The sequence below is a fragment of the Amnibacterium sp. genome, from assembly GCF_051956055.1.
GTDB lineage: Bacteria > Actinomycetota > Actinomycetes > Actinomycetales > Microbacteriaceae > Amnibacterium.
In genome coordinates, this window is sequence record NZ_JBQCGC010000060.1 from 1 (window position 1) to 4,760 (window position 4,760).

Genomic DNA, 4,760 nt, shown 5'->3' on the forward strand with positions numbered 1-4,760 from the left:
GAACAACCAGCGGCTCCACTCCGAGCTCGACTACCGCACCCCGATCGAGGTCGAGCAAGCGTTCTACGCTGCCCTCGAATCAGCCCGGCCAGCACCCGCTGGCCAAAGGGAACGATAGGAACCGAACCCAGGCCGAATCAGTCATTGGATTTCTCTCGGTCAGAACACCGTTTTGTGTGGAGCGGATGACGGGAATCGAACCCGCGTAATCAGTTTGGAAGACTGAGGCTCTACCATTGAGCTACATCCGCGAAGCGCCGATCGCCGGACCAGCGCCCGATCATCGTAGCCGGGCGGCTCGGGGTCTCCCGGTCCCGCGCCGCGGGATCAGTCCAGGTCGAGCCGCACGAGCCAGGTGTCGTCCTCGGCCCTCGCCGCGAGCGCCAGCGCGAGGCGCAGCTCCTGGGCCCGCGCGAAGAGCACGGTCGCCTCGTCCGTCAACACGTCCAGACGCGCCGGATCCTCCTCCGTCGCCATCCGCGAGACGGTCTCCGCGATCCGGGCGGCGACATCGACCTCCTCCGCGAGCAGCGCGCCGCCCCGGGCATCGCCGGAGCCGCTCGGGACGGGGAACCAGGACCGCAGCGTCGCGGAGGCGGGTCGGGTCACGGTCTCGGCGATGCTGACGACTGCCATGCGCGCCATGGTCGTCCGCGCCGTGAACGGCGCCGTGGCCGCACCGTGTCCATGCGGTGAACGCCCGCGTGTGCGCGCCCTGCCGGCAGCGGCCGGGGTCAGAGCGCGCGGTGCGCGACGCGGCCGGAGATCAGGGTCATCGCGACCGAGTCGGGATCCAGCTCGTCGACCGGCCGGTCGAGTGCGATGAGGTCCGCCGCGTCGCCGACCCGCGGTGCGGCCCGTCCCCGCGTGGAGGCGGCGAGCGCGGCGTCGAGCGGGATGCGCTGCTCGGGATGCCACGGCGCCTCCCCCGGACGCGCTCGGTCGACCGCGGCACGGATCGCCAGCCACGGGTCGAGCGGTGCGACCGGCGCGTCCGAGCCGAACGCGAGCACCGCGTCGGCGGCCAGCAGGGACCGGAGGGGGTACGCGCGCCCGGTGCGGCCTGGCCAGTGCTCCGCCGCGACCTCGCGATCGTCGAGGAGGTGGGCGGGCTGCACGCTCGCGACGACGCCCAGGCGACCGAACCGCGCCAGGTCCGCGTCGGCGATCAGCTGCGCGTGCTCCATCCGCCCGTGCGCACCCGTCGCCTCGTAGGCGTCGAGGACGACCGTGACGGCCGCGTCCCCGATGGCGTGGACCGCCGGAACGAAACCGGCGGCCGTGGCGCGGCCGAGGACCTCGCGCAGCTCCGCCTCCGGCACCTCCAGGCGCCCGTGGCCGCCGTGCGGGTACGGGTCGGCGCAGTAGGCCGTGCGGGTGTTCAGCGCCCCGTCGACGAGCAGCTTCATGGGGCCGACCGTCAGCAGGCCGTCGGTGCCGTCCACGACGGCGCCCGTGCGCATCCCCTCCGCCACCGCACGGTCGAGATGGTTCGCGTACACGCCCGCCTCGATCCGCGGCCCCGCCCAGCCCCGGGCCATCCGCGCCGCCCAGACGTCGCGGTTCCAGGTCATCTCGAGATCGACGACGCCGACGACGCCACGGCGCACCGCCGCCGTCAGCAGCGACTCGACAGCGTGGTCGGCATCCGCGCCCGTCAACGCGTTGGCCTGCTGGCCGACCGCGAAGGCGGCCCCCTCGCGGAGGATCCCTCCGGCGTCGACCTGCACGCCCAGCCGGCGCGCCGCGGCGGAGCCGAGCCACACCGCGTGCACGTCGTGGCTGATCAGGATCACGGTGCGCTCCCCCGCCACCGCGTCGAGCGCGGCGAGCGACGGGCGGTCCGGCCACACGCCGTCCTGGAACCCGACTCCGACCACCACCTCGTCGGGACCCGCGGCGTCGAGCGCCGAGCGGACGAGCGCGAGCGCCTCCGCGGCGCTCGCGGCACCGCCGAGCGGCGTGCGTCTCGACGCCAGCGCGGCCTGGGTCACGTGCACGTGCTCGTCCCAGAGCCCGCGCAGCACCGTTCGACCGTCGAGGTCGATCGTCTCGGCGCGCACCGCGGGGAGCGACGGCCCGATCGCCGCGATCCGGCCGTCCCGCACCAGGACGTCCACGACGGCGCCGTCGATCCGGCCGCCGCGGAGGAGGAGGTCGCTCACGCCTCTGGCCGGGTCTGCCAGCCGGGCGCCCAGTAGAGGTTCCTGCCGCCCATCTCCTCCATAACCACGGTGCCCTTGCCCCGTGGGCTGCGCTGCCCGGTCCGCTTGTAGACGTAGTGGCGCTCGTCGCGGCTGGCCATGGCGCGGCGGTAGTCCTCCTCCGTCTTCAGGTCGTCCCTGGTCATCATCTGCCCGGTCTCGACACCGACGGCCAGCAGGTGGGCCCAGTCCTTCCAGAGTCGGCGCAGCGCCGGCTCGGGGATCGAGCTGCCCGGCGCGTGCGGGTTGAGGCGCGCGCGGAAGAGCAGCTCGGCGCGGTAGACGTTGCCGATGCCCGCGACCACCGACTGGTCCATCAGCTGCAGGCCGATCGGCGTCGCCGACCTCCTAACCCGGGCCACGAAGCGGTCCTCGGCCGCCTTGCCGGAGTCGTGCATGGGGTCGGGGCCGAGCTTCGCGAGGAGCCGCTGCACCTGCTCCGGGTCGAACACCTCGCACGCGGTCGGCCCCCGGAGGTCGGCGACCGCCGTGTCGGTGAGCAGCCGGAGCCGGACGGCGCCGATGGGCGCGGGCGGGAAGTCGCCCTCCTCCACCTCGACCTCACGATCCGACTCGGACATCCGGAGGCGGGTCCTCCGGGGTGCGCCGATGGACGCGAGCGAGCTCTCGGGGAGCGCGTCGACCTTGAGGTTCCGCTCCCCGGGGCCGTCCCCGGCGACCGCGAGGAGGGCGGCCGGCGCCTCCTCGAGCGCGCCGGCCCGGAGGCCGGTGAAGTCGTCCAGCTGCGTGCCCCGCTGGTTCGTCTGCCCCATCCGGCCGCCCGCCGAGGTGAAGGTGGGATCGGCGGTCACCTCGCCCGCGAAGTCCCACGCCCCGTACAGCCCGAGGTGCACGTGCAGCGTGCGCTCCCCCTCGAACTCGAGCAGCAGGTGCTTGCCGACGGCCGACGACGCGACCAGCTCGCGGCCGTCGAGCTCCGCGGCACCGGCCGCGAAGCGCCCCTGCGGGCTGGAGGCGGCGCACCGTCGGCCGACGAAGTTCCTCCGGAACTGCAGCGCGATCCGGTGGATCGAGTGGCCTTCCGGCACGTCAGCCGCCCACGTGCCCGGCGGCGTCGAGCGGGATGACGGGGTGCCCGGCGATCGTGCCGGTGGACTCGTACTCCGCGAGCTGGGCGATGCGGCGCGCGTGGCGCTCCTCGCCCGAGAAGGGCTCGGCCAGGAAGAGGTCGATCAGGTGGACCGCCTCCTCGAGCGTGTGCTGGCGCGCACCGACGGCGCACACGTTCGCGTCGTTGTGCTGGCGGGCGAGCAGCGCGGTGGACTCGTTCCAGATCAGCGCGGCGCGGATGCCCTTCACCTTGTTCGCCGCGATCTGCTCGCCGTTGCCCGATCCGCCGAACACGACCCCGAGCGCGTCGATCCCGGCGCCGCGGTCGTTCATCACGCCGATCGCGGCGTCGATGCAGAAGGAGGGGTAGTCGTCGAGCGGCTCGAAGGAGGTGGGGCCGTGGTCGACGACCTCGTGGCCCTGCGACTCCAGGTGCTCCTTGAGATGCTTCGAGAAGTCGAGACCGGCGTGGTCCGTGCCGAGGTGCACCCGCATGCTGCCGATCCTAGAGCGGGCCTCCTGCCGCACGGATCAAGCCCCATCCGGTGCCACGCCGCTGCCGGCGCGGGCGGCGACGGCGTGTTGCGGATCCGTCCCGATCCGTGATCAATGAGCACCGGGCTCGGCTGCGTAGGGTTGTCGGCCGAAGTACGAGGCGAGGAGCGACATGCCCGGAGAGAACCTGACCAGGGCCGAGGCGGAGGAGCGGGCGCGTCTGGTGCGGCCGTCCGCGTACGAGGTCGAGCTCGACCTCACGAGAGGTCCGGACGTGTTCGGGTCGAAGACGACCGTGCGCTTCGCGGGCACACCCGGCGCCTCCACCTTCATCGACGCGATCACCCGCACGGTGCGCTCGGTGACGCTGAACGGGACCGCGCTCGACCCCGCCGAGGTGAGCGACGGGGTCCGGATCCAGCTGCCCGACCTGCAGGAGGAGAACGAGCTGGTCGTCGACGCGGACGGCGTCTACACGAACACCGGCGAGGGCCTCCACCGGTTCGTCGATCCCGTCGACGACGAGGTGTACCTGTACACGCAGTTCGAGGTGCCGGACTCCCGCCGCATGTTCGCGGTGTTCGAGCAGCCGGACCTGAAGGCGACCTTCCGCTTCACCGTGACGGCGCCGGCGCGCTGGTCCGTCACCTCGAACCAGGCGACGCCCGAGCCGGAGGCCGCCGGCGACGGTGTCGCGACCTGGCGGTTCGCGCCCACCCCGGTGATCTCCTCGTACATCACCGCCCTCATCGCGGGCCCGTACAAGTCGGTCACCGACGAGCTGACGAGCGCCGACGGCCGCACCATCGCGCTCGGCGCGTTCGCCCGCGCCTCCCTGTTCGACCACCTCGACGCGGACTACGTGTTCGCGAAGACGAAGCAGGGCTTCGAGTTCTACGAGCGGATCTTCGGCGTGCCGTACCCGTTCGACAAGTACGACCAGCTCTTCGTGCCGGAGTACAACGCCGGCGCGATGGAGAACGCGGGCGC

General features: G+C 72.9%; 5 protein-coding genes and 1 tRNA gene. 1 reads left to right on the forward strand and 5 read right to left on the reverse strand.

What is annotated here, in order from left to right; translation table 11 throughout:
• Positions 1 to 177 precede the first annotated feature (177 nt).
• The 5 genes from ACTHLI_RS08775 to ACTHLI_RS08795 form a co-directional block, all read right to left on the reverse strand.
• A tRNA-Gly gene (locus ACTHLI_RS08775) sits at positions 178 to 251 on the reverse strand.
• Positions 252 to 327: 76 nt separating this feature from the next.
• Entirely contained in the window at positions 328 to 636 is a 309-nt protein-coding gene (locus tag ACTHLI_RS08780) for a hypothetical protein (protein ID WP_440182815.1), read from the reverse strand.
• Between the two features lie 98 nt (positions 637 to 734).
• Positions 735 to 2,165 (reverse strand): amidohydrolase, encoded by a 1,431-nt coding sequence (locus ACTHLI_RS08785; RefSeq protein WP_440182817.1) that lies wholly within the window; start codon positions 2,163 to 2,165, stop codon positions 735 to 737.
• Positions 2,162 to 3,253, reverse strand: coding sequence for an Fpg/Nei family DNA glycosylase (locus ACTHLI_RS08790; protein WP_440182819.1), 1,092 nt, complete (start codon positions 3,251 to 3,253; stop codon positions 2,162 to 2,164). The genes ACTHLI_RS08785 and ACTHLI_RS08790 overlap by 4 nt, the downstream gene beginning before the upstream one ends.
• Before the next feature lies 1 nt (position 3,254).
• The gene (locus ACTHLI_RS08795; protein WP_440182820.1) at positions 3,255 to 3,770 is read right to left on the reverse strand and encodes a ribose-5-phosphate isomerase; all 516 of its coding nucleotides are present in this window, start codon (positions 3,768 to 3,770) and stop codon (positions 3,255 to 3,257) included.
• Positions 3,771 to 3,942: 172 nt separating this feature from the next.
• Between ACTHLI_RS08795 and ACTHLI_RS08800 the strand changes: the two genes are divergently transcribed.
• Positions 3,943 to 4,760, forward strand: an 818-nt coding sequence (locus tag ACTHLI_RS08800) for a M1 family aminopeptidase (RefSeq protein ID WP_440182822.1), incomplete at its 3' end; no start/stop codon positions are given.